Raw genomic sequence first — 5,213 nt, forward strand, 5'->3', positions numbered from 1 at the left:
GGCCGAGGAAGAACGGCGCAGGCAAGAAGAAGAGGAGCGCCGCAAATGGGAGCGCCTTCGCGCCAAGCAGCTCGTCGTCGATAGCGGCGATGCGCCTGGCAGTGCCTCAGCACTGGGGGGCAATGGAACCGATGCAGCGGCGGCCGGAAACACAGGCGAGGGCGAGGAGGACCCCAACCGGCGTTTTTTGGCAAGGGCGAGCCAGAGCGGAGCGGATACATCGAAGGCCACGATGAACCCGCGCACGGACGCTCTGGTCGCCCAAGGGACGATGATCAAGGGCGTGCTCGAGACCGCGATCCAGAGCGATCTTGCCGGTATGGTTCGGGCCGTCGTGTCGGAGGATGTATGGTCGTTCGACGGTCGCAGGGTTTTGATCCCCGGTGGCTCCCGCCTTATCGGTGAATATCGAAGTGGCCTCGCAACCGGCCAAACGCGGGTGTTCATTGTGTGGACACGCCTGCTTCGATCGGACGGCATGTCGGTGCAGCTCGGTTCGACGGGCACCGACGAGCTCGGTCGCAGCGGTATGCCGGGCGAGGTCGACAACCATTATTTCGAGCGGTTCGGCTCGGCGATCCTTTTAAGTGTCGTGGGTGGCGCGACGCAGTTCATCGCCAACCTTGGCAACGACCAGAACGGGTCGAACACCAATCAGACCTTTACGGATCCGCAGACCGGACAGACGGCGACAATCCAGACGCAACCCAACCAGTACATGCAGAACGCGCGCCAGATCGGCGCGCAACAGGTCTCACAAAGCCTCAACCGCATTGCTGAAGAGGCGCTTCGCAATTCGATCAATATCGCGCCCACGATCCATGTCGATCAGGGGTCGCGGATCTTGGTGTTCGTCCGTCGCGACCTCGATTTTTCCGAGTTCTATCCGGACCCGGTACGCGAGGCGTTGACGGAGATACGACGTGAGCGGGCAGCAAAGAACCGTCTTTCTAAATAGGGCGCTGGAGCCAGTGCGGCGCTGGCTCGATGACGAGCGCGTGGTCGAAATCTGTGCGAACGGGCCTGGACGGGTGTGGGTCGAAATCGTCGGCTCCACACATATGCAGCCCTTCGACGTGCCCGAGCTCGACCGCGCCGCGATCACATACCTCATGGAACGTATAGCGGCATCATCCTCGCAGTCGGTCAGCGAGGAAAATCCATTGCTTTCGGCCGCCCTCCCCGGCGGCGAACGCTTTCAGGGCGTGCTTGCGCCGGCAACCCCGACAGGGGGCGCCTTCGCGATCCGCAAGCAGGTCGTGAAGGACATGCGCCTTGAGGATTACCGGAAACGGGGGGCGTTCGATACGATCTCCGTCCAGGATCCCGGCGAATTGAGCGAGACCGACAGCGCCCTTTGCGAATATCTCGACGCCGGCAAGATCGAGGATTTCCTCCGCTTGGCCGTGCGGGAACGGTATTCGATTCTGCTTTCAGGAGGCACATCGTCGGGCAAAACGACGTTTCTGAACGCGATTTTGCACGAAGTGCCTTCGGATGAGCGGATCCTTACCATTGAGGATACGCGAGAAGTCAAACCACGCCAGCCCAACTACCTGCCCCTCGTCGCGTCAAAGGGCGACCAGGGCCTGGCGCGCGTGACCGTTGAAACGCTGCTGCAGGCGGCCATGCGCTTGCGGCCGGATCGAATCTTCCTGGGCGAGATCCGGGGAGCGGAAGCCTATTCGTTCTTGCGCGCCGTCAACACGGGCCATCCGGGATCGATCACGACGATCCATGCCGACAGCCCGACCGGTGCGTTTGAGCAGCTGGCATTGATGGTCATGCAGGCTGGGCTCGGGCTGAGCAAGGCGGAGATCATCGATTACGTGCGGTCGGTCCTGCCGATTGTCATCCACCAGACTCGCCTGGGCGGCTGGCGTGGAACTTCGGCGATCTGGTTCAGCCGCATGACCGAATGGAGAGCCGCCAGAAAGGTTTCCCAGAATGTCGCGCGTATTGGCTTATAGGCTTTTCCTCGGTCTCATCGCCCTACTCGCCTTCTTCGCCCTTTGGAGCCTGGCCTACGAGCTGGTGGCGACATGGCGGTGGAGTCCCGTCCTCCCTTCCGAAGGCGCCTCGCGCTGGGGGCTTCTAAAATACCAGAACGCGCAACGCAGCCTAAGCGGCCTGTTGGTTGCCTGGCAGCATTTCAGTCAGCGACTGGCCTATCATCCCACGCAGGGCGAAACGATCATCCGCGGCGCGATCGCGGCCGCGGTTGTCGTGGCGATCGGCGTCGGCCTGATCTTTGCAAGCCTGATCAACCGCAAGCCAAAGCACTACGGCGATGCGCGGTTCGGCACAATCATGGACGCCGAAAGGAAAAACCTGCTGGCAAAGCAAGGCTTGATCCTCGGCAAGATGGGTGGGGCGACGATCCGCTCGGACGATCCCGCGCACGTCCTGGTGGTCGGGCCGACCCGATCCGGCAAGGGCGTCAGCTTTGTCATTCCGAACGGTTATATGTGGCGAGGATCCTCGGTGTGGTTCGATCCGAAGCGGGAGAATTTCGAGGCGTTCGGTGCACACCGGCAGGCTCTCGGCGACAAGGTCTTCTTCTTTTCCCCCGGCGAGCGGGACTCGCATCGCTATAATCCGCTGGATTTCATCCGGCGCGATGCGCGCATGCCGACGGACTGCGCGGTGGTCTCCTCCTTCATCATCCCGGAGGCGACAGGAAGTTCCGAGATCTGGGCGCGCGCCGGCCGGCAGCTGCTTTCGGCCATGATCGGCTATGTGCTGACGTCACCACGCTATGAGGGGCAGCGTCATTTGCGCGCCGTCGCGATGCTTCTTTCGACCGGCGTGGACTTTCTGAGGGTGCTGACGAATATCCGCAATGACGAGGAAAAATATCTGCCGTCGTGGGTCCTGCACGGGCTCAACCAGTTCATTGCGCTGGAAAAGGAAACGCGAAATTCGGCCTACTTCAACCTGACGGCGGCTCTCAACCCCTGGACCAATGACCTCGTCGCGGCCGCTACGGCGTCGACCGATTTCGATATCTCGAAGCTTCGCAAGGACCCGACGGCTCTCTTCATCGGCTGCTCGGTGGCGCAGCTCGACGTGTTCCGGCCCATCATCAAAATCCTGGTTCAGCAAATCCATGATGTGTTGATGGCCTCCTTGCCGGGTCCGGACGAGCCCTACCAGGTCCTGGTGATGATCGACGAGTTTCGCCAACTCGGCAAAATGGAGTCTATCGTGTCCAAGCTGGCGATCAACGCGGGCTATGGCTTCCGCATGGTCCTGGTCCTGCAGGACCTCGCCCAGCTCGACGAGGTCTATGGTAAAGCGACGCGGCAGACCACGGTGTCCGCGTGCCAGGTGAAGCTTTTCATCCGCATGAACGACGTGGAGACATCGGAATATGTCTCTGTAATGCTGGGACCGACCACGATCGAGGTGGCCACACCGATCATCAGGGCCGGTCAAGGTATATTTGGAGGTCGAGACAAGAGTTTAAGTTACCAGGAAAGGCCGTTCCGGACGGCGGCGGAGCTTCGACAGATGCCGGCGAAGCAGGCCGTGGTTCTGGTCCCGAGCGCACCTGGTTTCACGGTGCGCAAGGTCACCTATTATAAGGACGCTCCCTATAAGGCGACCTATCTGGAATTTCGCCACCGGCGCTTGAAGGTTCCGCCTCTCCCCCGATGGCAGGATTTTCCGCTGCGCTCCATGGCGGACGTCGAAGCGGCGGGCAACAGTACACCAGCGGTGCCTTTCGAGTTGCGGGAACCCGATACCGTCGAAGCGCCGGTTTCGGGCGATACAGCCTGTGCCGATGCGGTGCCGCCTGCGACTGGTGCGGCGGCTAAAGGGGTTGAGCCTGTCGCGTTAAAGGCGAAAGCCAATAGCGACAACGCGGACGCACCACGGGCGCTGCCAAGATCAGGCCTTCCAACGGGTGGTGAGGCTGAAGCCAAGAGCAAGGTCGCCGCTAAAGTTCCGGAGTTGAAACCGAAGCGGACCGATCAGACGGCCGACGATGCGCCGCGGCCGCTTCCCACGCTTGGCCGGCGATCGGCGCCGGCAGCATCAAACGCAGCCGGCCCGAGTGCGTCTGAAGGCAAGGCGAGCGTCTTGCAATTCCAAGTCCGGCCGGGAAACAAGTCCATGTCGATTGCCGCGCTGCTCGCATCGCTCGATCAGGAGGTGGAGGCCGGCGGTCGTTCACTGTCGCCGTCAGTGGATAGCGGAGATGTCGACGGGGTACCGTCAGCCGCAATTGAAGAGCTGCAGGATCAAATTAGGCGTCACGGCGATGGGCGGGACGCAACGGCCGAAACGGCTCAAGGGAAGCCGTGATCTGATGCAGTCATGAGGTCATCACGCCAATTCCCGGCCGGGCCGATGACGGTGGTGTCTTGATAATAGTTGATAAGCGAACCATCTTGAGCGCAACTCGTCCGAATGAGGCTTCGCGCATGATCAGTGCCGATCTGGGCAAACAGCTCGAAAGCTATATCCAGCAGCTTGTCGATACGGGCCGCTATGGCTCGAAAAGTGAAGTGCTGCGGGAGGGCGTGCGGCTGATACAAGATCGTGAGACGCGCCTTCTCGCCCTTGACGCCTCAATCATGCGCGGTATTGCCGATGCTGATGCAGGTCGAACGAAACCCGCGAGCGACGTTTTTGACCGGCTTGAGGCAAAGTATCGCTCTATTGCTGAACAGGCCGAAAAGTCAGCATGATCGTCGTGTTTTCGGACGAAGCCGACAGCGATCTTGAACGGATTGCCGCCTACATAGCGAAGGATAATCCTCGTCGTGCTCTTTCGTTCATCCAAGAGCTACGCGGTAAATGTGAAGCCTTAGCCGAGACTCCAAAGAGCTCTCCTTTGGTGCCTCGATATGAACCAGCACGGCATTCGCCGCAGGGTTCATGGCGGCTACTTGATTATCTACCGTGTTGAACGCGAACAGATTGTGATCATCCATGTCCTCCACGGCGCGATGGACTTTGCCGCGATACTGTTTGAGGACTAATATGAATTGGCACCGGCTGTTCTCGGCGTGATCCTTCGGCAGCGCGCCGACCGGCTCGCGCTGCCAGGTCTTGTTCGTGTTACCCGTACTGATGTCGGCGCCCGGAGCGCTTTCAGGCAGGCCCGCCAGACGAGGGCGATTGTCTTTGCGGCCGGATGCGGCATCCTCATAGGTGTTCTCGGTATCGAAACCGCTGGGCCAGCGCATCACACTGAAGGTCGT

Annotated in this window: 5 protein-coding genes and 1 pseudogene; all 6 read left to right on the forward strand. The window is 60.7% G+C overall.

The window, feature by feature from the left end; genetic code table 11:
* Positions 1–958 (forward strand): type IV secretion system protein VirB10 (gene virB10 / locus EOA38_RS27230; protein WP_145966081.1); only part of this gene is annotated, 958 nt, incomplete at its 5' end.
* Positions 924–1,970 carry a P-type DNA transfer ATPase VirB11 gene (gene virB11 / locus EOA38_RS27235; RefSeq protein ID WP_127300682.1) on the forward strand — a complete coding sequence of 349 codons (1,047 nt, stop codon included), beginning with the start codon at positions 924–926 and terminating at the stop codon, positions 1,968–1,970. The genes virB10 and virB11, both read left to right, overlap by 35 nt.
* A complete protein-coding gene (locus tag EOA38_RS27240; protein WP_127300683.1) occupies positions 1,948–4,311 on the forward strand; it encodes a type IV secretory system conjugative DNA transfer family protein in 2,364 nt (787 codons plus the stop codon). The genes virB11 and EOA38_RS27240 overlap by 23 nt, the downstream gene beginning before the upstream one ends.
* Before the next feature lie 119 nt (positions 4,312–4,430).
* Positions 4,431–4,697 (forward strand): type II toxin-antitoxin system ParD family antitoxin, encoded by a 267-nt coding sequence (locus EOA38_RS27245; protein WP_127253916.1) that lies wholly within the window; start codon positions 4,431–4,433, stop codon positions 4,695–4,697.
* Positions 4,694–4,991, forward strand: a pseudogene (locus EOA38_RS27250) (type II toxin-antitoxin system RelE/ParE family toxin). The gene EOA38_RS27245 and the pseudogene EOA38_RS27250 overlap by 4 nt, the downstream one beginning before the upstream one ends.
* Before the next feature lie 6 nt (positions 4,992–4,997).
* Positions 4,998–5,213: hypothetical protein (locus EOA38_RS39800; RefSeq protein ID WP_210212991.1), on the forward strand; the 216-nt coding region annotated here is incomplete at its 3' end.

The sequence above is a fragment of the Mesorhizobium sp. M1E.F.Ca.ET.041.01.1.1 genome (assembly GCF_003997355.1).
In the GTDB taxonomy this organism is placed as follows: Bacteria; Pseudomonadota; Alphaproteobacteria; order Rhizobiales; family Rhizobiaceae; genus Mesorhizobium.